Genomic DNA, 26,228 nt, shown 5'->3' on the forward strand with positions numbered 1-26,228 from the left:
GCTTCTTCCTATACACGAGAACGACTCAGAAAAATCAAAAATTGGCAGTATTTTTATTGCTATTAAATGACGAGAGATTATTATTTAATTTTTTAAAGTTTTAAAATTTGTAATAAAATTACTTGCAAACGTTTTTATCGAACTTTGCCGGTAAAACCTTTGTTAAGATAAAAAGCGAAAAGTCATAACAAGACTTTTTACTTTATTTTTGATTAGAATGAATAAAATACTTCAATTTATGCTTAAACGCAAAGTACTGCCTGTAGTGCTCGTAGTCTTGTTTGCCGCAATTTTCTGGGCTTTCCAAAGCCAGGGGGGAAGTGGAACTTCTCTTACTACCCAACAAAAAATACTAACCACACTTGGAACTATAATCGAGCAAAATCATTATAAACCTAAACCAATTAATGACAATTTTTCTGAGCAGATTTTTACAAAATTTTTAGCGGCGGTCGATCCAGATAAAAACGTCTTTCTTTTGTCAGATGTAAACTCTCTTAAGAAATACCAAAACAGCATAGATGATGAAATTCACGGTGCTCCTATTCAATTTGTTCCTGCTGTAGATACCATTTATACAAGGAGGATGCAGGAGGTAATGTCTATGTACAAAAAACTCCTTGCAAAGCCTTTCGATTTTTCTGTTGAAGAAGAGATTACCGTAGATGGAACTAAATTAAACTATCCTGCTACTGAAGAGCAGAGAAATGATATGTGGAGAAAAAAGCTGAAATTTCTTACTTTGGAGAGATACACAGATCTTATTGACCAACGTGATAAACTTAAAGCCAGGAAAGACACAATTGTAAAAACCGATGCTGCGCTAGAACAGGAAGCAAGGGAGAAAGTGGGTAAAATGATGGACAAGAATTTTGAGCGATTAAAGCTGAAATTCAACGACGATGATCGTTTTAACCTTTTCATCAATACGATTACTTCTTATATGGATCCTCATTCCGATTATTTTCCTCCTGTAGAGAAAAGATCTTTTGACGAGCAAATGAGTGGAAAATTTTATGGTATCGGTGCTTCATTAAAAGAAGAGGATGGAAATATAAAAGTAGCAAGTCTGCTTACAGGTAGCCCTGCATGGAAAAGCGGACAGATACAAGTAGGAGACATAGTAACTAAAGTTGGGCAGGGAAAAGAAGAACCAGTGGAACTTACCGGTCTTGCAGTAGAGGATGCAGTAAAAATAATAAGGGGAAATAAAGGAACTGAAGTCAGGCTTTCTTTAAGAAAACAAGATGGAACAATAAAAGTTGTATCAATTATAAGAGACGAGATCGTACAAGATGAAGTATATGTACGCAGTGCTATTATTAATGGTAAAGAGAAGATAGGTTACATTTATCTGCCTGACTTTTACGCTGATTACGAAAAACCCGATGGGCACCGTTGTGCGCAAGACGTAGCGAAAGAACTGCAGAAACTGGAAGCCGAAGGGGTAGATGGTGTAGTAATGGATTTACGCAACAACGGGGGAGGATACCTGCCTGAGGTTGTTGAAATGGTAGGTTTATTTATACCGGATGGCCCTATAGTGCAAGTTAAAGACAGGGAAGGAAGACCAACAGTTTTGAGAGACAATGATAAATCCGTATTGTACACAGGACCTCTTACTGTCATGGTAAACGAGTTTAGCGCATCAGCATCTGAGATATTCGCAGCTGCCATTCAGGATTACGGCCGCGGTGTTATAATTGGCAGTTCTTCTTCTTATGGAAAGGGCACCGTTCAACGCAGCATTCCTTTCGGTCGCCCGTTGGATCTTTTCACCGGAAGAACAGAGTATGGAGCTATCAAGCTTACACTGCAAAAATTTTATAGGATAAACGGTGGATCGACCCAATTAAAGGGAGTGACTCCGGATGTTGTTCTTCCAGATGAGTATGAGTACCTGAAATTTCGTGAGAAAGATAATGACAATGCTATGCCTTGGGACGAAATTGCAAAAACAGATTACACAAAATGGCCTGCATCCTATAACATTAGTTTGATAAAAGCAAAAAGCGAACAAAGAGTAAAGAACAATGCGAAATTCAATTTAATAAACAACAACGCATTGTGGTTGTCGAAACAAAACGATAAAACTTACAGTCTTAATCTCGATAAATATAAAGAAGAACAAAAAGCGATAAGAACTACCGTGAAACAAAATGACAGCCTTGCAAAATTAACAGTTGAACTTCCGGTAGTCGGGTTAAAGGCAGATGCGGCGAAATATAATAACGTGGATAAAGACAAGGGAGAGCGTTATAAGAACTGGTTAAAAAATTTAAAGTCGGATATATATATCAATGAGGCTGCTAATGTAATAGAAGATATGAGTGCAAAGCAAACCAATGTAGCAAAACATTAGCATTGATAGTATAACCTAAAGGGAAAGCTGCTATTTTTGATAAAATCTTTTGTATAAATACAATCAGCACCATTTTTAAGAATGTTTTCCTGAAACACATTCTTAAAAATGGTCTTGGTTTTAGTCGAACTCTAAACAAACCTATCTTCAATCACCAATATTTTCCACTTTAAATTATTGCAGTTGTATAACAGCAGAAAGTTATAAAGCTTTTCGAACCGCATAAAGGTAGACTATGGATAGCAGTAAAAAATGGTTTGCACTATACACAAAACCGCGTTGGGAAAAAAAAGTAAGTAGTATTCTAGAACTAAAAGGAGTTGAATGTTGGTGCCCTCTTAAGAAAACCCAAAAGCAATGGAGCGATAGAAGAAAAATTGTTGAAGAACCTTTATTTACTTCATATGTTTTTGTGCGTATAAATGATACAGAGAAGTCTGGAGTTTTAATGACTGATGGTATAATCAACTTTGTTTTTCACGTTGGAAAACCGGCCGTAATAAGAGATCAGGAAATTGAGATAATCAAAAAATTTCTTTTAGAGAAAGAAGCATCAATAACGGTTCAATCTTTTCAATCTTTAGATGAAAATACAAAAATTAAAGTTAATCATGGGGTCTTCATGGATGCTAAAGGCATTGTAGTAAAAGGCGGAAAGAAAAAAGTGTATGTTAAGCTTGAAAGCCTGGATCAGGTAATGATTGTTGAGTTTCCGGCGGAACATCTTTCCCCGCTTTTTTAGTTTTTCCTTATTGTTAGATCTTTTGCCAGTTCTTACTTATTATCTATTTTTTATAATCCTTGTTGTTGTATAAGATTTAAAGAAGTTAAAATAGTTTCCCTACTATTTGCTCAAAAAAAATTTTTCTCTTTTTAGGGCTTAGATGTTGCTTTATCTGCATTATTGTCGTCTTTAACTATAAAGATTTCAGTTATTATTGAATAATATGTAGTATAGCATTGTAAACATAAACTGGCATAAGTTTACAAAGGTTGCACGAAAGTAAAATTTTGAAATTACCAGCAATGATAGATCAAAACTTTTATTAGGTCACTTTATTGAATTATTAAGTATGAGCGATATGAGGTTTGCAATTATTGGTTGTGGCAGAATTGCAGAACGGCACGCTGGTCATATTAACAAAACAGGGGTGCTAAAAGCGGTATGTGATTCAGATTTTAAAAAAGCTGTTGATATTGCAAAAAAATACGATGCAATTGCCTACCAGGATTATGATGAAATGCTTGCCCGGGAAAAAGAAGTTGCTGTAATATCTGTTTGCACCCCTAATGGTCTGCATGCAGAACACTCAATAAAAGCATTACAAGCGGGTTTTCATGTATTATGTGAAAAACCGATGGCAACGAACGTAAAAGATGGCCTTGAGATGATAAAAGCGGCTGAAAAAGCCGACAGGCGATTATTTATTATTAAGCAAAACCGTTTTAATCCGCCTGTAGCGGCGGTAAAAAATGCTGTTGATAAGGGAATTCTAGGAAAGATTTACAGTATTCAGGTAAGTTGTTTTTGGAATAGAAATGCAGATTACTATAAGAATTCATGGAAGGGTACGAGCGCTCTTGACGGAGGTACTTTATACACCCAATTCAGCCACTTTATAGATTTGTTGTATTGGATAGTTGGTGATGTAAAGCAAGTGTTTGCTTTAACAAGCAATTTCGCTCATAAGGGAGTGATCGATTTTGAAGATACAGGGGTTGTCGCCCTGGAATTTGTTAATGGTGCATTAGGAACAATAAATTATACCGTAAACAGTTTCAACAAGAACATGGAGGGTTCACTTACTATTTTTGCTGAGAAGGGAGCTGTAAAAATTGGCGGCGAGTATTTAAATACAATAGAGTATCAAAATATAGATGGATTTGAAATAAAGGATATTGGTGAACAATCCATAGGCAATAATGGTAGATATACAGGCGCCAGCAGTAATCATGATAAAGTATATGAAAATCTAATTAATGTTTTAAGAGATAAAAGTTCAGTTTCGACAAACTCGTTTGAAAGCTTAAAAACATTGGAAATTATAAACAAAATTTATCAATCTTCAAAACTGGGAGGTGTTTAAAGATATGAGGCACATAACATTACAAGTAAGCGTACGCGATGTAGTTTTTGGTGAAAATGTCACTATTATAGAACCTGTAAATATTTATGGCTGTAAAATAGGTAAAAATTCTTTTGTAGGTCCTTTTACTGAAATACAAAAAGACGTGGTTATTGGTGAGAAATGTAAAATTCAAAGCCATGCTTTTATTTGTGAATTGGTGACTATAGGCAATAATTGCTTTATCGGCCATGGAGTTATTTTTGTAAACGATCTTTTTTCTACCGGCGGACCGGCAATGCGTGACAAAGATTTATTAAAACCAACAATTATAGGCAACAACGTATCGATTGGTAGCAATGCTACCATACTTCCCGTTGCGATTTGTGACAACGTAGTAATTGGCGCAGCGTCAGTTGTCACGAAAAATATAACAAAGCCGGGTATATATGCCGGTAATCCAGCCAAATTTTTAAGAAGTATTGAGGGTACTAACACTTATACTACCAACGCACTGAATGGTGAAATAAGTGAAACTTCTGAAAGCGGTATAAACAATTAAAAATTTTGCTTGAATTAGAAAACGTAAGGGAAAAATTACCTTTAAAAGCTAAGGCTATTTTAATGCTTCGTGCCCTTTTCCTTTATAGTTGATATCTTGCATATTGAATCTCCTGCTACATGTTTGATTTCTTGAAAAAATTTGGTAAAACCGTTGACCCTGATTTGTCGTTTCTTGGGGCAGATATGCATTCACATCTTTTACCCGGTATAGATGACGGGTTGCAGGAGCTGGAAGAATCTGTCGAGTTTATAAAAGAGCTGCAAAAGCTTGGCTACAGTAAGTTGATTTGTACGCCTCATATCTTATCTGATTTTTACCCAAACAGCCCCGGTACTATTCTGCCCAAATTAGCAGAAGTAAGGGCTGCGTTAGCGGAGGCAAATGTAGATGTAAAGGTAGAAGCGGCAGCAGAGTATATGATAGATAATGATTTTACTGAATTAATAGCAGGTTCTAAAAAGGAAGATTTATTAACTATTGGCGGAGACTATATTTTAGTTGAACTTTCTTATATGTATCCGCTACCAAATATTGAGAAAATTATTTTCGATGTAAGAATGCTTGGGCTTCAACCCATTATTGCCCATCCTGAGAGATATAGTTATTACCATAACGAATTTTCGAAGTATGAACGTTTTAAGGAACTGGGCTGTAAACTTCAGGTAAATTTATTGTCACTTTCCGGCGCCTATGGGTCGCAGGTAAAAAAGACGGCTGAAAAATTATTTAAAAATCAGATGGTTGATTTTTTAGGAACGGACATGCATCATCAAAGACATTTGGCTATGTTGAAAACCCTTGCTTCAAAACAAGATTTTTACGATCTTGTTGGTAGTGCTCAACTCTTAAACAAAACATTATTATAGTTATGCAAAGATGCCTATTCAACTTGTTTTAGAAAATGGTCATCCTGTAAAATAAACAAACGTTCTGCAGTCCAGTTTTAACCTTTAGTTTCTCCAAGTTTCTTTTTATTGACTTAACTATCTTGCTTTATATTTCTATTTAAATGAAAAACACTGTACAAATTACTATTCCTGTAGAAGATGATAACACGCGTGAAGAATTAATTGCAAAATTATCAGCCATAGAGTTTGATGCATTTGAAGAAAAGGAGTCAGAACTAGATGCTTTTATTGACGAAGAAAAGTTTAATTCTGCTCAGCTTGAAAATATTCTTTCTTATAATAAGCTCAGTTATACAAAAGAAATTATCCAAGATCAAAACTGGAATGCTTTGTGGGAAAGCAATTTTCAACCTGTGATTGTAGATGATTTTTGTGTAATAAGGGCATCATTTCACCCTCCGTTTTCAAAAATTAAACATGAAGTTATAATTACACCAAAAATGAGTTTTGGAACAGGGCATCATGCCACCACTTATTTGATGATAAGTGCTATGAGCCAAATTGACTTTACAGAAAAACAAGTTGCAGACTTTGGTACGGGTACTGGCGTTCTGGCAATTTTGGCTGAAAAACTTGGAAGTAGTTTTGTGTGGGCTATCGATAATGATGATTGGAGTATTGAAAACTCGAAAGAAAATATTGAAAGAAACAATTGTAAAAATATTACAATTGAAAAAGCTGATGGATTTCATTCCAACAAAAAGTTTGAGATCATTCTTGCAAACATCAATAGAAATATAATTCTAGAAAACGCAGAAAACATGGTAACGGGTCTTAAGGCAGAAGGAAAACTTTTGTTAAGCGGATTACTTAGGGAAGATGAAATGGATATTGTCTCATCTTTTGTCCAAAAAGGCTTAATACATGATTCTACGACCGAAAAAAATAACTGGATTTGTATATTATTACATAAAAAGTAGAAAGGCTGCTATAAAGTTATTTAGACCAAAGATGGCTATATTATAAGTAGCCAGAAACATCTTAAAGCTGCATTCAACATAATAAGAATATCTGCCCCTTTTTTGACTATGTTGTTTCTTAACTTTCTGTTGTACAACTGCTTGTGGCTTCTTTTTTTCTCTTGGTACTATTATTGTTTATACTAATCAAAAAAAATATGAAAAACAAATTATTATTATTAAGTATTTTGGTAACGATGCTTGTTGTGGCTTGTTCACGAAATGCCATTACTGGTCGAAACCAACTTTCGTTAGTTTCCGATGCCCAGGTACAGCAAATGGCTCAAACCGAATACAAGACATTTTTATCACAAAATAAAGTAATAAGCCCAAGCCAGAGTAAGGATGCTGAAATGGTAAAGAGAGTAGGCAGCCGTATAGCTAATGCAATTACTCAGTATTATACAAAGCAGGGGCTTGGCAAAGAATTAGAAGGTTACCAATGGGAATATAACCTTGTAAGCAGCGACCAGGTAAATGCGTGGTGTATGCCGGGAGGTAAAATTGTGGTGTATTCCGGGTTGTTGCCTGTTACCCAAAATGAAGCAGCTTTAGCAGTTGTTTTAGGACACGAGATTACACATGCTGTAGCTAAACATGGTAATGAAAGAATGAGCGAAGGCCTTGTTCAGCAATTAGGTGGCGCAGCGCTGCAAGTTGCACTTTCAAACAAACCCGCGGAGACCAGAAATCTTTTTTTACAAGCTTACGGTCTTGGTTCTACTATAGGTGTTACCTTGCCACACAGCCGTAATCAAGAGTATGAAGCCGATAAATTTGGACTTATTTATGCCGCCCTTGCAGGCTACAATCCTCGTGAAGCAATTCCTTTATGGGAAAGAATGGAAAAAATGAGCAACGGTCAAAAACCACCGGAGTTTTTAAGTGATCACCCATCAGAAGGAAACAGGATAGCAAGATTGCAGGAACAGATGCCGAATGCCCTTAAATACTACAAGCCAATGGGGCAGAATAGATAAAAATATGTCTTAATACAAAATCGAAGATATTTGATCCCTTAGGTAATCGAACTTTGATCAGAATTAGATTACAAATCAATGTAAGGCCCTCCAATCAAAGTTGGAGGGCTTTTACATTTTGAATATTCAAGTATGAAAAAGTGCAGGATTGCAAGGTGAAAGAAACAAATCAAGAAAAGTAAGAAGTACAATATGTAAAAGAAAATGCATCTATCAAAAAAATATCTTTTCTTCGACTTGAAATTAATTATCAATGGTTACAGCAGCAATTCCTAAAAAGCGGATTCTTTCGGTAGATGTTCTTCGCGGATTGGTAATGATTGTTATGGCGCTCGATCATGTCAGAGACTTTTTTCATATTTCCGCCCAGACTGCAGACCCGCTCGATCTTGGCACAACTACACCTATCCTTTTTTTTACCAGGTGGATTACTCATTTCTGTGCCCCTACATTTGTTTTCCTGTCCGGCGTTTCTGCTTACCTCTCTGCTGAAAATAAGACTTTGCAAACGGTTAGTAGTTTTCTTATGAAAAGAGGATTATGGTTAGTAATTGTGGATCTTGTTTTGATCTCTTTTGCATTAACTTTTAACCCGTCTTACAATTTGGTCATGCTCACTGTCTTTTGGGCGATTGGTTGTTCTATGATTTTTTTAGGTCTCATATTGAAGATCACTCCCAAACTTGTTCTTCCGTTAGGCCTTCTTATTTTTATTAGTCATGATCTTGTTTCTGCCGCAAATATTCCCGCTGGTGGTACCGCAGAGTTTGCCTTAAAAGTTTTGTTTACAGGAATATATGTAATCCCGGTAACTCCATCTCACTTTATTGGCTTTTTTTATGCTATTGTTCCCTGGTCTGGAGTTATGTTTTTAGGCTATGGGTTGGGGAACCATATTCGTAATAGAAAAACGCTTTTTATTTTAGGAATATCGTTATTGTTACTCTTTTTTTTGTTGCGTTTTATAAACCAATATGGTGAGCCCAAACCCTGGCAGTTGCAAGGCAATTTTTTAAATACTATTTTATCCTTTGTAAATACCACTAAGTATCCACCTTCTCTGCAATTCTTATCCATGACACTAGGCGTTGCTCTCTTACTGCTTGCATGTATTCCAAATTCTTCCTCACGTTTCAATAAAATAATTTCCGTTTACGGCCGTGTTCCATTCTTCTATTTTGTCATGCATCTTTTTCTGGCCCATCTATTATTAGTGGGGGCCTTTTTTATAACCGGTCATACTACGCAGGAAATTAGAGACACAGCATCACCAATTTTATTTAGACCACGTGATTTCGGCTTTTCGCTGCCAATTGTATATTTAGTATGGATTTCGGTAGTTCTGGTGCTTTACTATCCCTGCAAATGGTTTTATAAATATAAAGTCAATAGTAAAAAATGGTGGCTTCGCTATTTATAAAACATCAATAAAAAACCTTCTTTCAAATGCCGGTGGATTTTAAAAGATAGCTCAAATTTGAAAAAATTCAAGATTACGTTAGGGAAGTACAGAACAACGAAAGCGCATTCAGGCATTTTTTTTAGAAAGACAGAAAGAGAGTAAGCGTTTCAAAAAAGCAAAATAAAAAAAGGCTGTCATTTTTAAACAGCCTTCTATCTATTAATCATAATCACTAATTTATACTGATTTTCTTCCCATTATTAATGAAAGAACAAACAGTACGATAAAAATAAAGAATAAAACTTTAGCTATACCTGCAGCACCTGCAGCGATGCCTCCAAATCCAAAAATTGCAGCAATTATTGCAACAATCAAAAATATTACTGTCCACCTTAACATAAAAAAAGATTTAAATTTTACTAAATATATTTCCAAAGAATTAATTAAAAAACTGTGCCATTCATACACGCAGATTCGACTGTAGAACGGTAAATAAAAGAATATTTTTGATTATTATAAAACAATGCACAGAGCCTTCTAATAAACAATTGGTTAAATCGATTGCTTTTTTAAGAAACACAATAGGGTAAACGTCTTATATTTACAATCTTGCTTTTGCAATTACGACGTTGAATAAATTATAATATTTTGTCTGAAGAATTATGGTAGAAGTTAATAAGTTATTGCCTAAAACACCTACAGGAATAGTTGGCCTTGATGAGATAACCGAGGGAGGCATTCCTACCGCCAGACCTACGCTTATTTGTGGCGCCGCAGGTAGTGGAAAAACATTGTTTTCAATTGAGTTTATCGTAAAGGGGGCGCTGGAGTTTAATGAACCGGGTGTTTTTATGGCTTTCGAAGAGAAAGCAGAGGAATTGTCTCTAAACGTCGCTTCACTTGGGTTTGACCTTGAGGCACTGCAAAGAAACAATTTAATTAAAGTTGATCATGTACATATTGAAAGGAGTGAAATAGAAGAAACCGGTGAATACGATCTCGATGGACTTTTTATACGATTGGGCTATGCGATTGATAGCATAGGTGCTAAACGTGTAGTATTGGATACTATAGAAAACTTATTTTCAGGTTTGTCAAACCAATCAATATTAAGGGCAGAGCTGCGGCGATTGTTTCAATGGCTAAAAGAGAAACGCGTTACCGCTATCATTACCGGAGAAAAGGGTGATGGTTTTCTTACAAGACAAGGGCTTGAAGAGTATGTTTCTGATTGCGTAATATTGTTGGACCACAGAGTTAGCCGACAAATTTCGACAAGACTTTTACGAATAATAAAATACAGGGGGTCAGTACACGGTACTAATGAGTATCCCTTTTTAATAGATGCAGACGGAATATCTGTTTTGCCAATTACCTCCCTTAAACTTGAACACAGCGTTTCCTCTGAAAGAGTTTCGTCAGGCATTCCCTCATTAGATAAAATGCTTGAAGGACAGGGTTTTTTTAAAGGAAGCAGCATACTTGTATCAGGAACTGCGGGTACAGGCAAAACAAGCATCGCCGCATATTTTGCAAACGAAACGTGTAAGAACAAAAAAAAGTGCGTCTATTTTGCTTTTGAGGAATCTCCGCAACAGATTATAAGAAATATGCGGTCGATAGGGATTGATCTACAGGAACATATTGACAACGGATTTCTTGAGTTTCACGCATCAAGACCGACTTTGAATGGCCTTGAAATGCACCTTGTTGCTATTCATAAAATAGTTAAAAGGTTTAAACCCGAGGCTATTATACTCGATCCAATAACAAATCTCATTACTGTAGGCGCTGTAAGCGAAGTAAAAGCAATGCTTATAAGGCTGATAGATTTTTTACAGGCAGAGCAAATTACAGTAATGTTTACCGCATTGACACTTACAACTGTTATAAACGAACAAACAGATGAAGGAGTTTCTTCGTTGGTAGATGCATGGCTGCTTGTAAGAGATATTGAATTTAATGGCGAAAGAAATCGTGGATTGTATATTATGAAATCGAGAGGCATGCGGCATTCAAACCAGGTGAGAGAATTCGTAATATCAAATGAAGGTTTAAAGCTGGTAGACGTGTACCTGGGACCAGAAGGGGTTTTAACGGGTTCTGCAAGAGAGGCCCAACAATTGATGGAGGAAACAGGTGTGGTTTTGCGCACCCACGCGGTAACAAGAAAAGACAGAGAAATAGAAAGGAAGCGAATGGTGTTGCAGGCAAAAATAGAAAGCTTAAAAGAAGAATTTGAATCTGTAACAGAAGAATTAAACAAAAGCTACGTAGAAGAAGAATTGAGGAAAGAGGTAATGGAAAAAAATCGTGAACAAATAATAAAAAGCAGGCATAATGGAAACATTAACAAATCCGACAGTTAATCCGGAGCTGGTGAGCGAAGAAAAATGGGAACTGAGGTTATATGTCGCCGGTAAAACAACTAAATCGGTTGCAGCATTAAATAACCTGAACAAACTGTGTGAAGAATATCTTAAAGGAAAATATATTATTGAAGTAATTGACCTGCTACAGCATCCTCAACTTGCAGAAGGAGATCAAATTTTTGCAATACCGACACTGGTAAAAAAAGTACCGGAGCCTATTCGGAAAATAATTGGTGATCTGTCTAACGAAGAAAAAGTTTTGGTAGGCCTTAATATTCGTCCTGCAAAATAATAATATGGGCATTGACAAAGACCTTTTAGAAAAAGCAGGTGATAATAACAGTAATGAAGGTCTTACATATGTTTTGCGTTTGTTTGTTACAGGAGCTTCTGCAAATTCTGTCAGGGCAATAAGTAACTTAAAACAAATATGTGAAACTCATCTTAAAGGAAATTACTCACTTGAGATAATTGATGTCTATCAACAAAAAGCAATAGCTGAAACTGAACAAATTATTGCATTACCTCTTCTAATAAAAACACTCCCTTTACCCCGCAAAAGACTTGTTGGTGATATGTCTGAAAAAGACAAAGTTCTTCGTGGTTTAGGACTTATTATATAGATGTTAGATGGAAGCGAAAACCTACGAAGAACTGGTAAATGAAGTGAACGACCTGCGTCTCCAACTGGAGGAGGCGAACGATACTATTGATGCTATAAGAACAGGCAAAGTAGACGCTCTTGTTGTAAAAGGGAAAAAGGGTCACGAATTATATACCTTAAAAACAGCAGATCAGACCTATCGTCTTTTTATTGAAAAAATGATTGAAGGCGCGGTAACATTAGATCAGCATGGAATAATTCTTTACAGCAATTCGCAATTTGCTTTAATGGTAAACATGCCGTTGTCGAAAGTGATCGGGTTATCTTTTAGTAATTTTATCGATCCTGCTTCAAAGCAACAATTTTCTTCACTTTTCAAGCGGGGTTGGAAAGAAGATTGCAAAGGGGAAATAGTCTTAGTGCATGAAGGCAAGAATAGAGAATTTCAACTTTCATTTACTTCACTTGAACTGGATGAAGGCGTTTCGCTAAGCATTATTCTCACTGACCTTACCGAGCAAAAAGAAAACCAAAGACAGTTAAAGCTAAATAATAAAAAATTAGAGGAAATTAATTGTGCCCTTGAGACCAGCAACCACGATTTACAGCAGTTCGCTTCTGTAGCTTCTCACGATTTGCAGGAACCTCTTCGCAAAATTCAAATTTATTCTAATCTTCTGCAGGAAAAACACCTGGCAGAGTTGACACCCTCTGCCAGTTTATACCTTCATAAAATTGTAGCTTCTACCGAGCGAATGAGAGTTCTTATACATGATATTTTATCCTTTTCCCGTTTATCAGCTAATGACATCAAATATGAGCTAACAGATTTAAAATCATTAACGGAAGAGTTGCTAAAAGATTTTGAAATATTGGTTGAAGAAAAAAAAGCGACAATAATCATCGGAGACCTGCCAATGATAGAAGTTAATCCGGGACAAATAAGACAGGTATTGCAAAACATTATAAGTAATGCAATAAAGTTTTCGCGACAAGATGTTAGCCCTGAAATACATATTTCGGGCACCAGAATATGTGACAATTTATATGACAGTGATCCGCTAACTGACGGTCCTTATGCCTGCATCAGAATAAAAGATAACGGGATTGGGTTTGATGAAAAGTATATGTCGAATGTATTTACCCTTTTTAAAAGATTGCACCCAAAAGACAAGTACGAGGGAACGGGTATAGGTCTTGCCATTGCCAAAAGAATTATTGAAAAACATAATGGCAATATAACCGCTCGTAGTACAGAAGGCGTTGGTTCAGAATTTATTATTGTTTTGCCTGTGCACCAGCAGCAGGTCGTATAATAAAGTAAGAAATCAGTAGACCGCCTTGCAACTTCAATTAGCTTGCTACATTAAAAACAAAAACCTAGATAATTCCTTTGACCGATACTTACAGGATATATTTTCAACTACAATGGGCTGTAGGCGGAAATTTTTAGAAACTATTTCGCCTTCTTATATTGTTTATACCAATACCAAATTATGATATTAGTCATTTTTCCGCTTTAATCATCAAGATACTTTTGCGAAAAAGTATGACAATGACAATACAACAAAAGGATTTAGTAAAGGCAACGGTGCCCGTGTTGAAGGAGAATGGAGTTGTGCTAACAACACATTTTTATAACCGGATGCTGAGTCAAAACCCTGAGCTGAGAAACGTTTTTAACAGCGGAAATCAACATAATAGTTTGCAACCAACTGCATTGGCAATGGCAGTTTTAGCTTATGCTGAAAATATTGATGATCCATCTGTTCTGAAAAACGCGGTAAATAGAATTGCAAATAAACATGTAAGTCTTGATATTCGTCCCGAGCATTATGCGATTGTAGGTAAACACCTGCTTGCCTCAATTGGCGAAGTTCTCGGCGACGCCGCTACTCCAGAACTCGTAGATGCATGGGCTGTGGCTTACGACCAGTTAGCACGTATTTTTATTGGGGCAGAGGCTGATTTGTATAGTGGTTCAATTGCAAAAGAAGGCGGATGGACAGGATGGAGACCATTTATTATTAAGAAAAAAGTGAGGGAATCAAAAGAAATTACTTCTTTTTATCTCTATCCTTCAGACGGAGGTAAGGTTCGCAGTTTTCTTCCTGGTCAATATATCAGTGTACGATTGTTTCTGCCTGAAATAAACGTATTTCAGCCGCGCCAATACAGCCTCTCAAGCGCATATAATGATTCCTATTATCGTATTTCGGTAAAAAGAGAAGCAGGTAACAATCTTAAACCTGAAGGCCTTGTTAGTAACCGGCTTCACCATCATCTAAAGGAGGGAGATGTTATTGAAGTTGCACCTCCTGCTGGTGATTTCACTTTTGATATTAATAAAGAAAGCCCTGTATTTTATATAAGTGGGGGAGTTGGTGTAACTCCGTTATTTAGTATGCTCGAAACGCTTGTTAAGGCAGGTAGCGACAGAGAAATTACTTGGATTCATGGTGCACGCCACCCTGAAGTTCATGCTTTTAAACATGCTGTTGCAGAACTTTCTGATCATCACGGAGGGGTAGACGTTCATACCTTTTACGATGAAATAGAACTTGAAGAAGCGGACAATGAAGATAATTTGTACGAAGGTTTTGTTGACCTGGAAAAATTGAACAAAAGTATTGAACCTGGGGCTGATTACTATATCTGTGGTCCTGCTCCATTTATAAAGAAACACCACGAATTTTTGAGATCAAAAGGTGTTGAGAAATCATCAATACATTTTGAAGAGTTTGGTCCTTCAATTTTAATAGTAAATTAAGCATTTGGCAGTTAAATCAAAGAAGTTATTTTCTTACAGATAGCTTCTTTGATTTTTAGATATGTAAAAAGCAAGTACTAATTGTCTTGCATTCAATTCAAAACTTATCTAAGAAATTCTTACAATTCTAGCCAGTTCTTTAAATAATAGTAATTAATAATAAAATGAAAAACTGATCTAAAGATTTCACCTAACCCGTATAAACTTTTCTGTTTTGCCAAAAAAGGAAAATCCGATATAACCTCTTACCGACATCGTTTTTTGATCTGTGAGTTTTATTGAAGATTTGTATTCTTTGCCATCCTGCGGATTATATATTTTACCACCTTTCCATTCTTCGTTATCGAATATAAAATCCCGCAACATGATCAATCCTAAAAGCTTGTTATTACGTACGTTTTCATCAGGATTTTTAAAATCAACTTTTGGACTGCCTGTTTTGTCGTATGGATGTTTTAGCCATATTATCTTACCATAATACTTTCCATTATTTTTATAAATCTGAATATGACCTTTGTTAGTGCTGTTTGCCCATACGCCTAAAATGGCATCAGCATTAAAGGCCGCAAAGAGCTGATATGCAGAAAAAACGAAAATGAACAAAAAAGCAATTTTTTTCATATTCTCAAATATCCTAAATTATATTTATAAACAAAAGGTTGAAGGAAAGCATTAACAAATGTTAGTTCATAACATGTCCTTGAATTTGTCTGTCGATTGTAACACTTTATCAGCAAACTCGCATATCGGCAAAATTTTTAGCTTTTCTTGCCTCGCATATTCAACTCCTTGCTCTACCAGTCTAAAGCCAACGTCTTTTCCTCTTAAAGATTCATCAACTTCTGTATGGTCAATTACCATTTTTCCTTTTTCAATTGTGTAGGTCATTTCAGCTAATTCTTCTCCATTTTGTTCTATAAAAAATGTTCCTTCATTTCCATCTTCTTTGTGTTGTATAATCATTAGTGAGGTTTTTATTTATCGTTATGCTTAACGTTCTAACAAAAACCTTGCAAAAAAAATTTGTAAAATAAAAAATTGTGCTTCATCTTTGTGCAGCAAATGAAAACAATAAATTTAAATAACAATTGGTGGCATAGCATCTCTTTACCGGGGTAGCTGTGTTATTGCTGTTATTTTACAACATATTACAAGCCCCGGCAAAAGCCGGGGTTTTTTATTTGTTAAGCTTCGCCGCATGGATGAATGGGAATGTTAGATGCAGAACAAAAATTGGCTGAAAGCTGAAAAGTTGTTGCTATAATAATATTAAAAATTAAATCTGGGTTTCTTCTTTTTTAAAGAAGAATGGCTTGGGTGTGGTAAATAAAAATTATGAAACCTATTGTATTTGAAACTACATGTAAGAAGATGCTTGCTGATGTTTACACCCCTGTGGGTATTTATCTGCGATTGCGAGACCGGTTTCCTGGCAGTATTTTATTGGAGAGCTCTGATTTTCATGCTGCTGAAAACAGTTTTTCGTTTATATGTATAAAACCCGTTGCCGGTATTCAGGTGACTACAACTGACACATTTGAATTTAAATATCCCAACGAACCTGTAATTAGGAAAAATTTAAGTGGAAAAGATGCAGTGGTTTCAGAACTCGATTTCTTTTTAAAACGGTTTCAACCTTCAAATAAAAGTGAAATTCCTGTGTCTCAGGGTTTGTTTGGCTACACGACTTTTGACGCTGTTCAGTTTTTTGAAGATGTAAAGCTAAAAGATGGAAAGGACGAACCAAATGCTATTCCGCTAATGAGATACAGGTTGTATCAGTATGTTATTGCTATCAATCATTTTAAAGACGAATTATACATTTGTGAGAACAAAATAAAAGGTCTTGAAAGCGAACTCGAACTTATAGTTTCCCTTATTAGAAGCAAGGATGTTCCTGTGTTTCCTTTTAAGGTTACAGGTGAAGAAACTTCTAACCTTACCGATGAAGAATACGTTGAGATGGTAAAAAGAGGAAAAAAAAGTTGCCACAGGGGAGACGTTTTTCAGATTGTTCTCAGCAGAAGATTTGAGCAAACTTTTACAGGGGATGAATTCAATGTTTATAGAGCTTTACGAAGTGTAAATCCGAGTCCTTACTTATTCTACTTCGATTACAACGACTATCGATTAATGGGAAGTTCTCCTGAAAGCCAGTTGATTATTAAAAATAATAAGGCGATTGTGCACCCTATTGCAGGTACGTTTAAAAGAACAGGGAACGATGAACAGGATGAACTTCTTGCAGAAAAGTTACTGAAAGACCCAAAAGAAAATGCAGAACATGTAATGCTCGTTGACCTCGCCCGTAATGATCTTAGCCATAACGCAGATAATGTTCATGTGTCAAGTTTTCGTAAGGTTCATTACTATTCTCATGTTATTCATTTGGTAAGTGAGGTTACCGGAAATCCAAAACCTGGTACAAATCCTTTTGAATTGCTAGCCTCAACATTTCCGGCGGGCACTCTTAGTGGCGCGCCTAAAGTAAAAGCAATGCAGCTAATCGATGAATATGAAAAAACTTCACGCAGTTACTATGGAGGTACGATTGGTGTTGTCGGCTTCAATGGTGAGCTAAATCATGCGATTATGATTCGCTCATTCTTAAGCAAACAAAACACTCTTTTTTACCAGGCAGGAGCCGGTGTTGTAGATGCCTCAGTGCCAGAAAGTGAATTGCAAGAGGTAAACAATAAATTGAATGCATTAAAGACAGCAATTAAATTAGCAGAGACTATTTGCGAATAATTATTAGGGTAGCAATACTATTAATAATTATTCTGTCTCTCACTTGTGCTAAATAGCAATATTGAACAAATAATAAAACAAATCTTCGTTTTTGGCGAAGTGGTTGAAATGAAAATATTAGTTTTTGATAATTACGACAGCTTTACTTACAACCTTGTTCATTTGGTCGAAAAGATAACACATGAAAAGGTGGATGTTTACCGCAACGACCAAATTCCATTGGAAAAGATAAAAGAGTACGACAAGATTATTTTATCTCCGGGTCCCGGAATTCCGTCAGAAGCAGGTTTATTATTGGATGTAATAAGAGAATATGCGGCCACCAAGTCAATATTAGGTGTTTGCCTTGGTCACCAGGCGATTGGAGAAGTATTTGGGGGACAGCTTGAAAACCTTTCATCTGTTTTTCATGGCGTGGCTACTCCTTGCCAGCTTGCGAGCGATAATACACTATTTAAAGGATTACCAGGGCAAATTGAAGTTGGAAGATATCATAGCTGGGTAGTAAAAGAAGAGGGTTTTCCCGAAGAACTTGAAATTACTGCAAGAGATGATAATAATTATATTATGGGTTTACAACATAAAACATATGATGTAAAAGGTGTACAATTTCATCCCGAGAGTGTGTTGACACCCGATGGAGAAACGATTTTGAGAAATTGGTTGGGCGTCTGAACTGGGATGTGTGAGATGAATGGGATAGAGATGAAAAATCTTCTCCAATTCATCCCATAATTCCCAACAATCCCATTATCCTAGTTCAGATAATTTCTAACATTCCCACTAATCCCAGTTAAGACAAAAAGCATAATATGAAAAAGATACTACAACACCTATTCGAGTATAAAACTTTGTCAAGAGAACAGGCAAAGGAGGTTTTGACTAATATTTCAAAAGCCATTTATAACGAATACGAAATAACAGCTTTTGTAACTGTTTACCTCATGCGCAGTATCACTATTGATGAATTGCAGGGGTTTAGAGACGCACTTCTTGAATTGTGCACCAAAGTTGACCTTAATGGCTTTAAAACCATGGATATTGTAGGCACCGGCGGTGATGGGAAAAACACTTTTAATATTTCGACACTCTCTTGTTTTGTAGTTGCCGGTACAGGACAGAAAGTAGCTAAGCATGGCAATTACGGAATGACCTCTGCCAGTGGTGCATCGAATGTAATGGAACAGATGGGATATAAACTTAAAAATGATATCTCAGCTTTAAGAAAAGAAATTGACACCGCTAATATTTGTTTTCTGCATGCTCCCTTGTTTCACCCGGCGATGAAAACTGTTGGTCCCCTTCGCAAAAGTATTGGCATCCGTACATTTTTCAATATGCTTGGGCCGATGATTAATCCAGCTAATCCGGACTTTCAATTGGTCGGCGTTTATAATCTTGAAATGGCGCGCATCTACAATTACTTGCTCCAACAAACGGGAAAACCCTTTACAATTATTCATAGCCTCGACGGTTACGATGAAATATCGCTAACAGATGATACAAAAGTGATCACCAATGCCGGAGAAAAGGTTTTGACACCTGAACAAGTAGGAAAACGGATGGTGCGACCAGAAGACATCTTCGGAGGCAACACGCCGGAAGACGCGGCAAAAATTTTCTCCCGGATTATAAAAGGGGAAGGAACCTGGGCTCAAAACGCAGTTGTCTTTGCCAATGCTGCCATGGCCCTGCAGTGTTCTGGTAATTTCGGATCTTATGATGATGCTTATGCTGCGGCTGTAGAAAGTCTTGAAAGTGGAAAAGCTTATGAGTGCCTACAAAAACTAATTAGTTTACAATAATCGTAACGACAAAAGTTAGTGGCAGATGTAAAGATAACCGACAGTATAAAAGATGAATTACGATAGCGACGCAACATAGGTGAAATAAAAAACTACAGAATCGACAGAACCAACAGAAAATAAATTTATCAAAGCAGAAAAGCAATCTGGTTTTACTTTTACACAATGAATATTCTTGATAATATTATAGCAACAAAGAGAAATGAGGTAGAACAAAAAAAGGAATTGTTGCCGGTTGAAGAACTAAAAAACTTTCCTAATTATCATTCTACCTGCAATTCTTTGGTTACGCAATTACTAACAGAAGGGGCTACAGGTATAATTGCAGAGTTTAAGAGAAAATCTCCATCAAAAGGAGTCATAAATGGGGAAGTGCAAATTGGTCCTGTTGTAGAAGCTTATGATGCTCATGGTGCTTCCGGTATTTCCATTCTCACAGATGAAAATTATTTTGGCGGCTCAAATGATGATATTGTTTATGCCCGTGATATTGTTTCAGTACCCATTTTGCGAAAAGATTTTATTATTGATGAATACCAGATAGTAGAGGCAAAAGCAATTGGCGCAAGTGTAATTTTGCTTATTGCTGCATGTCTCACTCCAAAGCGCGTTCAGGAGTTGGCACTATTTGCAAAAAGATTAAGTTTAGAAGTTTTACTTGAAATTCATAATGAAGGAGAGTTGAAGCATATTTGCAATGAGGTTGACATAGTAGGAGTAAACAATCGCGATTTAAAAACTTTTACAGTCGATGTTAGCCGCTCAATTGAGTTAAGTGAAAGAATACCGGCAGATAAAATAAAGATTTCAGAAAGTGGTATAAGTGATGTTGATACGATTGTTCGTCTCAGGCAGTTTGGTTTCAGTGGTTTTCTTATCGGGGAAAGTTTTATGAAACATACTGACCCTTCGATTGCTTTTGCTGATTTTGTAAATGCCCTTAAAGCTGCTTCGAATATTGCACTTGAGGGGTAAAAAATTAGTGATGGAAAACAAATATCAATCAGCTTCTGCTAACCTCTATAAAGCTCCTCGTATAAAAGTTTGTGGAATGACAGACCTCAGGCAGATGCACGAGCTTGGTGAGATAGGAGTTGAGTTTGCCGGAATGATCTTTTATCATAAGTCACCACGGTTTATAATGCGTCATTTAAAGGGTTATGAGGTAAAAAAGGCAAAGTTGAAGGTTTTCAAAATTGGCGTTTTTGTAAATGCTTCTTATGATGAGGTTATGAATCATGTTGACAATTTCGGTTTAGACATGGTGCAGTTGCATGGTAATGAAACACCTTATTATTGTTCGAAGCTTTCAAACTATATATCTGTTATAAAAGCTTTCAGAATATCGGAAGATGACAACATAGAATGGAAAATCAAAAACTATTATGACGATTCGGATATGTTTATGTTTGATACTGAAGGTGAGGGTTTTGGAGGAACGGGAAGAAAGTTTAACTGGGAAAAATTGCAGCATGCACAGATCTCTAAGCCATTTTTTCTTAGTGGAGGGATCGAGCCAGACGATGGACCAGGTATTAAAGAGTTTTTGACGGAACCTGTAGCTAAGGATTTGTTTGCGCTGGATATAAACAGCAGGTTTGAATTATCCCCGGGGGTAAAAAATATGGATAAAGTAAGAGAATTTGTAAAGCAACTTTCTAAACCTTAGCTGGGAGATTATGGTATCTAAAAAAACAAAAAAGACTGTTGAAATGATGTTTTAGAAAGTGTTAAGCGTGTAAAAAAAGCTCAATAAATATCTGAAGGTACAAGAGTGCGACGCAAGGATGCTAAATAGAAATACTAATGATGACTACAAAAGAAAATATATTATCACCTATTGGGAAAGAAGGAGTAGGACCAAATGAGTTCGGGTATTACGGAACTTTTGGCGGTGCATTTATTCCTGAAATGCTGTATCCCAACGTGGACCAGTTGAAGACACGATACCTGGAAATTATGTCCGAAGCTTCGTTTCAAAAGGAGTTCCGTGATTTACTGAAAGATTACGTGGGAAGACCAACACCTTTGTTTTTTGCAGAGCGGCTAAGTAAGCAGTTCAACACTCAAATCTTTCTTAAGCGTGAAGACCTTTGCCATACAGGTGCGCATAAAATCAATAATACTGTTGGGCAGATTTTGCTTGCACAACGACTTGGAAAAAAACGAATTATAGCAGAAACAGGTGCTGGTCAGCATGGTGTTGCCACTGCAACTGTCTGTGCTCTCAAAGGAATGGAATGTGTGGTGTATATGGGTGAAGTAGACATAGAAAGGCAGGCGCCGAATGTGGCTCGCATGAAAATGTTGGGAGCAACTGTTGTACCGGCAAAAAGTGGAAGCAGAACTTTGAAAGACGCTACGAATGAAGCTATCCGTGCCTGGATAAATGAACCTGTTGATACGCATTATATCATAGGAAGTGTTGTCGGCCCGCATCCTTATCCTGATATGGTGGCAAGATTTCAAAGCGTGATAAGTGAAGAAATGAGGTGGCAGTTAAAGGAAAAAACAGGAAGTGAATTGCCAACGCATGTAATTGCCTGTGTCGGTGGTGGAAGCAATGCTGCCGGCGCTTTTTATCATTATATTAATGAACCTTCCGTCAAACTTGTGGCTGTAGAAGCTGCAGGCTTTGGAGTAAACAGCGGCATGAGTGCAGCAACAACACAGCTTGGCCGTGCAGGAATTTTGCACGGAAGCAAGAGCCTGGTTATGCAAACCGAAGACGGGCAGGTAGTAGAACCTCATAGTATTTCGGCTGGTTTAGATTATCCTGGTATAGGACCGATGCACGCGCATTTGTACGAGAGCGGCAGAGGTACGTTCTTAAATGTAACGGATGAGGATGCATTACAGGCAGCCTTTGACCTGGCTAAGCTTGAAGGAATAATACCAGCTTTAGAATCGGCTCACGCATTTTCTGCGTTAAAGCAAATGACATTAAACGAAAAAGATAAGGTAGTTATTTGTTTAAGTGGAAGAGGCGATAAAGATTTGGCTACATATATGAAAGCAATGAGAGTATAGTTTTATGTAGTCAGCATCTGTGCTACTATAAGCATCGTTGCGTCGCACTCTTGTACGGTATCGTTTTAATCATCTTTTTTTGATAACAAATATTGTGGTTCATTATACTTTATCTCCGGCAACTGATGTTGATTTTGGCTTTGCCTATCAACTTAAAAAAATAGCGTATAAGGAATATATAGAACAAACGTGGGGCTGGGATGAGGAGTTTCAAATCCAATTTCACAACGAAAACTTTTCAACAGAAAATACAAAAATTATAAAAGTTGAAGAAGAACCAATAGGAACTGTGGATGTTAGGGAAGGAGATAAAAATATTTTTATAAGTGGCTTGTATCTTTTACCTGAATTTCAGAATAAAGGAATTGGAAGTTCAATTTTGGAGGCATTGCAAAAGAAAGCAGAAGTAGGTAAAAAAAGAGTTGAACTTGAAGTTTTACGTGTAAATACCAAAGCGCAGCAGTTATATAAAAGACTCGGATTTACAATGGATGAAAGAGATGAAACAAAGTTCTTCTTGTATAAAGATTATAGTGTCAGCGAGAGCACGATGAGCAATTTAGAAATCATAGGATATTCAGATAAATACCAGGAAGATTTTGCGGCACTAAATAAAGCCTGGCTTCAAAAGTATTTTACTGTTGAACCTATAGATGAAAAGATATTTGCAAATCCGGCGGAATATATAATAGGCAATGGAGGCTATATATTTTTTGCAAAATTAGGTAATGCAATTGCAGGAACGTTTGCTTTAATGAAAATAGGAGATGGAGTTTTTGAATTATCAAAAATGGCGGTTGATGAAAAATTCCAGGGGCAGAAAATTGGAAACAAAATGCTTGAATTTAGCATTAAGAAGGCAAAGGAATTGGGTGCGCAAAAAGTGATACTATATTCAAATACAGCTTTAAAACCTGCAATTTATTTATACAAGAAATTTGGTTTTAAAGAAGTGCCTCTAGGTTCTGTTGAATATAAGAGGGCAAACATAAAAATGGAGATTGAATTAAATAAATAAGATGACAAGGATAGAAAAGTTGTTTAGTGAAAAAAAACAACAAAAAGTTTTAAACGTGTATTGCACTGCCGGCTTTCCAAAGTTAGACAGTACACTTGAAGTGATGAAGTCACTACAGGCTAACGGAGCCGATTTAATCGAGCTCGGGATGCCTTACAGCGACCCTCTTGCCGATGGCGAAGTCATACAACAAAGTGGTGCTGTGGCATTGCAAAACGGAATGACAATCGCTATACTGTTTGAACAACTGAAAGAGATGCGTTCGATTATCAATATTCCTGTTATACTTATGGGGTATATGAATCCAGTTCTGCAATACGGCTTTGAAAATTTTTGTGCTAAAGCTGCTGAAGTGGGTGTCGATGGATTAATCCTTCCAGATCTGCCGATGTATGAGTATGAGAGTGAATATGGACAAATCATAAAAAAGTATGGATTAAATTTAATATTTCTGGTTACTCCTGAAACGAAAGAAGAGAGAATAAGAAGAATTGATGACTTAAGTACTGGTTTTTTATATGCTGTTTCATCCTCATCAACGACGGGAAGCAACAAAGATATTAGTGAACAGGAACCTTATTTTAAAAAGCTTCACGACATGAATCTTAAAAATCCTATACTTGTTGGTTTTGGTATAAAAGACAAGCAAACTTTTGAAGCTGCATGCAAGTATACAAATGGTGCAATTATAGGAACAGCTTATATAAAAGCACTCGGAAACGGTAAAGATGTACAAATGGCAACAAAAGAGTTTTTAGAGAAAATTGTGTAAATATAGATTTTTAAGAATTAGATGATTTTTCTTTAAATCTTTTCTGCAACTGATGGAAAAAACTTAGAAAACAATGAATCTCAAAATAGTAAAATACAATGCAGGCAATATTCAATCAGTGCTTTTTGCATTAGAGAGAATTGGCGTGCAGGCAGAGGTTACAGATGACATTGAAAAGCTGCGATCTGCTGATAAAGTAATATTTCCCGGAGTTGGCGAAGCAAGCACCGCTATGGAATATTTAAAGGCAAGAAACCTTGATAAGGTAATTAAAGAGTTAAAGCAACCTGTTTTGGGCGTTTGTCTTGGCATGCAGCTAATGTGTGCTTATAGCGAAGAGAATGACACACAATGTTTTGGCATATTTGAAGAAAGGGTATTACGTTTCGATAGTGCAGGTACTGACTTAAAGGTTCCACAGATGGGTTGGAACAATATCTATAATTTAACGTCGCCTTTGATGGAGAATGTAGGTGAGAACAGTTACTGTTATTTCGTACACAGTTATTATGCTTCCCTTGGTAATCATACAATTGCCACAACCGATTACACTAAACCTTTCAGTTCAGCATTAAATAAAAACAATTTTTACGGAGTGCAATTTCACACAGAAAAGAGTGCTGAAGCAGGCGAACAAATTCTTAAAAATTTTATAAACCTGGAGCCCCGCCCCTAAAGGCAGGAGGGAGAAGTTAAAAAAAATTTAAAACTAAGGAAGTGAAAAAAGAGATGTTTTACGGAGCGAGTAATTTGATATTTGAGAAAGCAGAAGAATTGCGAAATAATGTTACGCCAGCCGAAGATTTATTGTGGAATTATTTGAAGGGAGGACAGTTAGGTGTGAAGTTTAGAAGACAGCATCCTGCTGCTTCATATGTACTTGATTTTTATTGCCATGAACTTAAGCTATGTATAGAATTAGATGGTAGTATTCATGCTTTAGAAGAAGTTAAAAGAAGCGATGCAATACGAGAAGCGCATTTGAAAGAACTAGGAATTACAATTGTACGTTTTGATAATAGAGAATTATTTAAAGATTTACCAGCCGTAATAGAAAAAATAAAAATCGCGTTGAATACAGCTAAACAAAAAAGCTCTGGTGTTACCAGCTCCCCTTCAGGGGCGGGGGGGCTTCAAATAATTCCTGCAATTGATATTATTGAAGGAAAATGTGTTCGGTTAACGCAAGGAGATTATTCTCAAAAAACAATTTACAACGAGCACCCCTTAGAAGTTGCCAAACAATTTGAAGATGCCGGACTAACTCGATTGCATTTAGTTGATTTGGATGGTGCTAAAGCAGGCGCAGTCAAAAACTGGAAAGTGCTTGAATCAATTGCCGCAAAAACAAAATTGACAATTGATTTTGGTGGTGGAATAAAAACAGAAAAAGATGTAAACATAGTCTTTGAATCTGGTGCTGCTTATGCCACTGTTGGCAGTATAGCAGTAAAAGATGAAACAGCGTTTAAAAGCTGGTTGCAAAGATTTGGAGCCGATAAATTTATTTTAGGCGCTGACGTAAAAGATGAAAAAATAGCAATAGCAGGCTGGCTTGAAACGACTGATATCTGGATTTACGATTTTATTGAAAAATATATTAATAAAGGAGTTCAACAAATATTTTGCACCGACGTAAGCAAAGACGGAAAGTTGGAAGGGCCCTCTTTAGATTTATATAAAAACATTATTTCCAAATTTCCTGAGCTTCATTTTATTGCAAGTGGTGGAGTAAGTTCACTAAAAGATGTTGAACAGTTACAGAAAATTGGATGTAAGGGAGTCATAATTGGAAAAGCTATTTATGAAAATAAAATATCGTTGTTAGAGTTGAAACAATTTAAATAGCTGCTGTAATAAGATA

General features: G+C 36.4%; 26 protein-coding genes. 23 read left to right on the top strand and 3 right to left on the bottom strand.

From position 1 onward, the window contains the following. Positions 1–238: 238 nt before the first annotated feature. The 8 genes from B154_RS0104430 (at position 239) to B154_RS0104465 (ending at position 9,260) form a co-directional block, all read left to right on the top strand. Complete coding sequence (locus B154_RS0104430; RefSeq protein WP_018612115.1) at positions 239–2,362, top strand: carboxy terminal-processing peptidase; 2,124 nt, start codon at positions 239–241, stop codon at positions 2,360–2,362. Between the two features lie 235 nt (positions 2,363–2,597). Next, positions 2,598–3,104: a UpxY family transcription antiterminator gene (locus B154_RS0104435; RefSeq protein ID WP_018612116.1), complete on the top strand. Its 507-nt coding sequence runs from the start codon at positions 2,598–2,600 to the stop codon at positions 3,102–3,104. A 331-nt stretch (positions 3,105–3,435) separates the two neighbouring features. Next, on the top strand, positions 3,436–4,449 hold the full coding sequence (locus B154_RS0104440; protein ID WP_018612117.1) for a Gfo/Idh/MocA family protein: 1,014 nt from the start codon (positions 3,436–3,438) through the stop codon (positions 4,447–4,449). Between the two features lie 4 nt (positions 4,450–4,453). Continuing rightward, positions 4,454–4,990, top strand: coding sequence for an acyltransferase (locus B154_RS0104445; protein ID WP_033411131.1), 537 nt, complete (start codon positions 4,454–4,456; stop codon positions 4,988–4,990). A gap of 119 nt (positions 4,991–5,109) precedes the next feature. After that, the gene (locus tag B154_RS0104450) at positions 5,110–5,859 is read left to right on the top strand and encodes a tyrosine-protein phosphatase (RefSeq protein ID WP_018612119.1); all 750 of its coding nucleotides are present in this window, start codon (positions 5,110–5,112) and stop codon (positions 5,857–5,859) included. Positions 5,860–6,002: 143 nt separating this feature from the next. Further along, entirely contained in the window at positions 6,003–6,821 is an 819-nt protein-coding gene (gene prmA, locus B154_RS0104455; protein WP_018612120.1) for a 50S ribosomal protein L11 methyltransferase, read from the top strand. Between the two features lie 197 nt (positions 6,822–7,018). After that, the gene (locus B154_RS0104460) at positions 7,019–7,840 is read left to right on the top strand and encodes a M48 family metallopeptidase (RefSeq protein WP_018612121.1); all 822 of its coding nucleotides are present in this window, start codon (positions 7,019–7,021) and stop codon (positions 7,838–7,840) included. 253 nt (positions 7,841–8,093) lie between these two features. Continuing rightward, on the top strand, positions 8,094–9,260 hold the full coding sequence (locus B154_RS0104465) for an acetyltransferase domain-containing protein (protein WP_018612122.1): 1,167 nt from the start codon (positions 8,094–8,096) through the stop codon (positions 9,258–9,260). Between the two features lie 219 nt (positions 9,261–9,479). Here B154_RS0104465 and B154_RS31265 read toward each other — a convergent pair whose 3' ends face one another. Then, complete coding sequence (locus B154_RS31265) at positions 9,480–9,641, bottom strand: DUF1328 family protein (RefSeq protein WP_018612123.1); 162 nt, start codon at positions 9,639–9,641, stop codon at positions 9,480–9,482. Between the two features lie 263 nt (positions 9,642–9,904). On the opposite strand from B154_RS31265, the gene kaiC reads away from it, so the two are divergent. From kaiC to hmpA, 5 genes are all read left to right on the top strand, one after another. Beyond that, positions 9,905–11,611 (top strand): circadian clock protein KaiC, encoded by a 1,707-nt coding sequence (gene kaiC, locus B154_RS0104475; RefSeq protein ID WP_018612124.1) that lies wholly within the window; start codon positions 9,905–9,907, stop codon positions 11,609–11,611. After that, positions 11,583–11,906: a circadian clock KaiB family protein gene (locus tag B154_RS0104480; protein ID WP_018612125.1), complete on the top strand. Its 324-nt coding sequence runs from the start codon at positions 11,583–11,585 to the stop codon at positions 11,904–11,906. The genes kaiC and B154_RS0104480 overlap by 29 nt, the downstream gene beginning before the upstream one ends. Before the next feature lie 4 nt (positions 11,907–11,910). After that, positions 11,911–12,237 (top strand): circadian clock KaiB family protein, encoded by a 327-nt coding sequence (locus B154_RS0104485; RefSeq protein WP_018612126.1) that lies wholly within the window; start codon positions 11,911–11,913, stop codon positions 12,235–12,237. Positions 12,238–12,244: 7 nt separating this feature from the next. Continuing rightward, on the top strand, positions 12,245–13,534 hold the full coding sequence (locus B154_RS0104490; protein ID WP_018612127.1) for a sensor histidine kinase: 1,290 nt from the start codon (positions 12,245–12,247) through the stop codon (positions 13,532–13,534). Between the two features lie 239 nt (positions 13,535–13,773). Further along, entirely contained in the window at positions 13,774–14,988 is a 1,215-nt protein-coding gene (hmpA, locus tag B154_RS0104495) for an NO-inducible flavohemoprotein (protein ID WP_018612128.1), read from the top strand. A 186-nt stretch (positions 14,989–15,174) separates the two neighbouring features. Here the strand turns inward: hmpA and B154_RS0104500 are convergent, their stop codons facing one another. Together B154_RS0104500 and B154_RS0104505 are read right to left on the bottom strand one after the other, a co-directional pair. Further along, positions 15,175–15,609: a DUF2147 domain-containing protein gene (locus B154_RS0104500; RefSeq protein ID WP_018612129.1), complete on the bottom strand. Its 435-nt coding sequence runs from the start codon at positions 15,607–15,609 to the stop codon at positions 15,175–15,177. A 66-nt stretch (positions 15,610–15,675) separates the two neighbouring features. Next, positions 15,676–15,951, bottom strand: coding sequence for a GNAT family N-acetyltransferase (locus B154_RS0104505; RefSeq protein ID WP_018612130.1), 276 nt, complete (start codon positions 15,949–15,951; stop codon positions 15,676–15,678). A gap of 372 nt (positions 15,952–16,323) precedes the next feature. On the opposite strand from B154_RS0104505, the gene B154_RS0104510 reads away from it, so the two are divergent. From B154_RS0104510 to hisA, 10 genes are all read left to right on the top strand, one after another. Continuing rightward, the gene (locus B154_RS0104510) at positions 16,324–17,739 is read left to right on the top strand and encodes an anthranilate synthase component I family protein (protein ID WP_018612131.1); all 1,416 of its coding nucleotides are present in this window, start codon (positions 16,324–16,326) and stop codon (positions 17,737–17,739) included. Between the two features lie 108 nt (positions 17,740–17,847). Beyond that, a complete protein-coding gene (locus tag B154_RS0104515; RefSeq protein ID WP_018612132.1) occupies positions 17,848–18,414 on the top strand; it encodes an anthranilate synthase component II in 567 nt (188 codons plus the stop codon). A gap of 137 nt (positions 18,415–18,551) precedes the next feature. Beyond that, the gene (trpD, locus tag B154_RS0104520; RefSeq protein ID WP_018612133.1) at positions 18,552–19,544 is read left to right on the top strand and encodes an anthranilate phosphoribosyltransferase; all 993 of its coding nucleotides are present in this window, start codon (positions 18,552–18,554) and stop codon (positions 19,542–19,544) included. 165 nt (positions 19,545–19,709) lie between these two features. Further along, on the top strand, positions 19,710–20,519 hold the full coding sequence (trpC, locus tag B154_RS0104525; RefSeq protein ID WP_018612134.1) for an indole-3-glycerol phosphate synthase TrpC: 810 nt from the start codon (positions 19,710–19,712) through the stop codon (positions 20,517–20,519). 10 nt (positions 20,520–20,529) lie between these two features. Continuing rightward, a complete protein-coding gene (locus B154_RS0104530) occupies positions 20,530–21,213 on the top strand; it encodes a phosphoribosylanthranilate isomerase (protein WP_018612135.1) in 684 nt (227 codons plus the stop codon). A 137-nt stretch (positions 21,214–21,350) separates the two neighbouring features. Then, on the top strand, positions 21,351–22,574 hold the full coding sequence (gene trpB, locus B154_RS0104535; protein WP_245542547.1) for a tryptophan synthase subunit beta: 1,224 nt from the start codon (positions 21,351–21,353) through the stop codon (positions 22,572–22,574). A gap of 79 nt (positions 22,575–22,653) precedes the next feature. After that, positions 22,654–23,592 carry a GNAT family N-acetyltransferase gene (locus B154_RS31780; protein WP_018612137.1) on the top strand — a complete coding sequence of 313 codons (939 nt, stop codon included), beginning with the start codon at positions 22,654–22,656 and terminating at the stop codon, positions 23,590–23,592. Between the two features lies 1 nt (position 23,593). Continuing rightward, complete coding sequence (gene trpA / locus B154_RS0104545) at positions 23,594–24,364, top strand: tryptophan synthase subunit alpha (protein ID WP_018612138.1); 771 nt, start codon at positions 23,594–23,596, stop codon at positions 24,362–24,364. A gap of 73 nt (positions 24,365–24,437) precedes the next feature. Next, positions 24,438–25,040, top strand: a complete 603-nt coding sequence (hisH, locus tag B154_RS0104550) for an imidazole glycerol phosphate synthase subunit HisH (RefSeq protein ID WP_018612139.1) — start codon at positions 24,438–24,440, stop codon at positions 25,038–25,040. 41 nt (positions 25,041–25,081) lie between these two features. Beyond that, positions 25,082–26,212: a 1-(5-phosphoribosyl)-5-[(5-phosphoribosylamino)methylideneamino]imidazole-4-carboxamide isomerase gene (hisA, locus tag B154_RS0104555; RefSeq protein WP_245542548.1), complete on the top strand. Its 1,131-nt coding sequence runs from the start codon at positions 25,082–25,084 to the stop codon at positions 26,210–26,212. Positions 26,213–26,228: the final 16 nt, after the last annotated feature.

It is taken from the genome of Segetibacter koreensis DSM 18137 (genome assembly GCF_000374045.1).
GTDB classification, from domain to species: domain Bacteria; phylum Bacteroidota; class Bacteroidia; order Chitinophagales; family Chitinophagaceae; genus Segetibacter; species Segetibacter koreensis.

Bases quoted from the DNA above. Each gene is read 5' to 3' on its own strand.
- kaiC (WP_018612124.1), top strand. From the start codon at position 9,905: ATGGTAGAAGTTAATAAGTTATTGCCTAAAACACCTACAGGAATAGTT.
- trpB (WP_245542547.1), top strand. From the start codon at position 21,351: ATGATGACTACAAAAGAAAATATATTATCACCTATTGGGAAAGAAGGA.
- B154_RS0104515 (WP_018612132.1), top strand. From the start codon at position 17,848: ATGAAAATATTAGTTTTTGATAATTACGACAGCTTTACTTACAACCTT.
- B154_RS0104480 (WP_018612125.1), top strand. From the start codon at position 11,583: ATGGAAACATTAACAAATCCGACAGTTAATCCGGAGCTGGTGAGCGAA.
- B154_RS0104460 (WP_018612121.1), top strand. From the start codon at position 7,019: ATGAAAAACAAATTATTATTATTAAGTATTTTGGTAACGATGCTTGTT.
- B154_RS0104440 (WP_018612117.1), top strand. From the start codon at position 3,436: ATGAGCGATATGAGGTTTGCAATTATTGGTTGTGGCAGAATTGCAGAA.
- B154_RS0104505 (WP_018612130.1), bottom strand. From the start codon at position 15,951: ATGATTATACAACACAAAGAAGATGGAAATGAAGGAACATTTTTTATA.
- B154_RS0104490 (WP_018612127.1), top strand. From the start codon at position 12,245: ATGGAAGCGAAAACCTACGAAGAACTGGTAAATGAAGTGAACGACCTG.
- B154_RS0104500 (WP_018612129.1), bottom strand. From the start codon at position 15,609: ATGAAAAAAATTGCTTTTTTGTTCATTTTCGTTTTTTCTGCATATCAG.
- B154_RS0104485 (WP_018612126.1), top strand. From the start codon at position 11,911: ATGGGCATTGACAAAGACCTTTTAGAAAAAGCAGGTGATAATAACAGT.
- B154_RS0104445 (WP_033411131.1), top strand. From the start codon at position 4,454: ATGAGGCACATAACATTACAAGTAAGCGTACGCGATGTAGTTTTTGGT.
- B154_RS0104465 (WP_018612122.1), top strand. From the start codon at position 8,094: ATGGTTACAGCAGCAATTCCTAAAAAGCGGATTCTTTCGGTAGATGTT.
- trpC (WP_018612134.1), top strand. From the start codon at position 19,710: ATGAATATTCTTGATAATATTATAGCAACAAAGAGAAATGAGGTAGAA.
- hisH (WP_018612139.1), top strand. From the start codon at position 24,438: ATGAATCTCAAAATAGTAAAATACAATGCAGGCAATATTCAATCAGTG.
- prmA (WP_018612120.1), top strand. From the start codon at position 6,003: ATGAAAAACACTGTACAAATTACTATTCCTGTAGAAGATGATAACACG.
- trpD (WP_018612133.1), top strand. From the start codon at position 18,552: ATGAAAAAGATACTACAACACCTATTCGAGTATAAAACTTTGTCAAGA.
- B154_RS0104530 (WP_018612135.1), top strand. From the start codon at position 20,530: ATGGAAAACAAATATCAATCAGCTTCTGCTAACCTCTATAAAGCTCCT.
- B154_RS0104430 (WP_018612115.1), top strand. From the start codon at position 239: ATGCTTAAACGCAAAGTACTGCCTGTAGTGCTCGTAGTCTTGTTTGCC.
- B154_RS31265 (WP_018612123.1), bottom strand. From the start codon at position 9,641: ATGTTAAGGTGGACAGTAATATTTTTGATTGTTGCAATAATTGCTGCA.
- trpA (WP_018612138.1), top strand. From the start codon at position 23,594: ATGACAAGGATAGAAAAGTTGTTTAGTGAAAAAAAACAACAAAAAGTT.
- B154_RS0104510 (WP_018612131.1), top strand. From the start codon at position 16,324: ATGAAACCTATTGTATTTGAAACTACATGTAAGAAGATGCTTGCTGAT.
- hmpA (WP_018612128.1), top strand. From the start codon at position 13,774: ATGACAATACAACAAAAGGATTTAGTAAAGGCAACGGTGCCCGTGTTG.
- B154_RS0104435 (WP_018612116.1), top strand. From the start codon at position 2,598: ATGGATAGCAGTAAAAAATGGTTTGCACTATACACAAAACCGCGTTGG.
- B154_RS0104450 (WP_018612119.1), top strand. From the start codon at position 5,110: ATGTTTGATTTCTTGAAAAAATTTGGTAAAACCGTTGACCCTGATTTG.